At 61.5% G+C, this 657-nt stretch carries 1 protein-coding gene and 1 pseudogene; both read left to right on the forward strand.

Annotated features, from left to right (window positions below; translation table 11 throughout):
• Positions 1 to 66 precede the first annotated feature (66 nt).
• On the forward strand, positions 67 to 447 hold the full coding sequence (locus B3T59_RS13165; protein ID WP_064862668.1) for an ArsR/SmtB family transcription factor: 381 nt from the start codon (positions 67 to 69) through the stop codon (positions 445 to 447).
• Positions 444 to 657, forward strand: a pseudogene (locus tag B3T59_RS13170) (arsenical-resistance protein); the annotation flags it as partial. The gene B3T59_RS13165 and the pseudogene B3T59_RS13170, both read left to right, overlap by 4 nt.

Genomic DNA, 657 nt, shown 5'->3' on the forward strand with positions numbered 1-657 from the left:
TCAGCGCGGTTGGCGTTCAGCCGATGTTCATTTGTTCGGTAGTTTGAGGTCTGTCAATATAGACGTATGTCGAAGCAGAACGAGTTGCCTGTCGTGGCAGGCGAGGCGTGTTGTACGCCGTTGGTGCAGGAACCGCTCAGTGCCGATGCGACCGTGGAGCTCGCGCGCATGTTTAAGGCGATGGGCGATCCGGCGCGGCTGCGGCTGCTGAGCTTGGTGGCCAGCCATGCCGGCGGGGAGGCCTGCGTGTGTGACATCTCGGAATCTTTCGATCTGTCCCAACCCACCATCTCCCACCATCTCAAGGTGTTGCGGCAGGCGGGTTTGCTCGACTGCGAGCGCCGGGGAACGTGGGTGTATTACTGGGTTATTCCTGCTGCGTTGCAGCAGCTTTCATCGATTCTGAGTTCAGCGGATCCCACCGCAGACACGTTGGTGACCGCGTGAGTACCGCTACGAACACGCCGGAGCATCCCGCGGTCGTCGGCAAGCTCTCCACCCTCGACCGGTTCTTGCCGGTGTGGATCGGGGTGGCGATGGTCGCCGGGTTGCTCCTGGGTCGGTTGATCCCAGGCCTGAACGATGCGCTCTCGGCCATCTCGGTCGATGGTGTCTCGCTGCCCATCGCGATCGGCTTGCTGATCATGATGTATCCGG

This window comes from Gordonia sp. UBA7860, from assembly GCF_002500165.1.
Classification (GTDB): domain Bacteria; phylum Actinomycetota; class Actinomycetes; order Mycobacteriales; family Mycobacteriaceae; genus Gordonia; species Gordonia sputi.

What these genes read in the sequence shown, in the direction of transcription:
- B3T59_RS13165 (WP_064862668.1), top strand. Translation starts at nt 67, where the DNA reads ATGTCGAAGCAGAACGAGTTGCCTGTCGTGGCAGGCGAGGCGTGTTGT.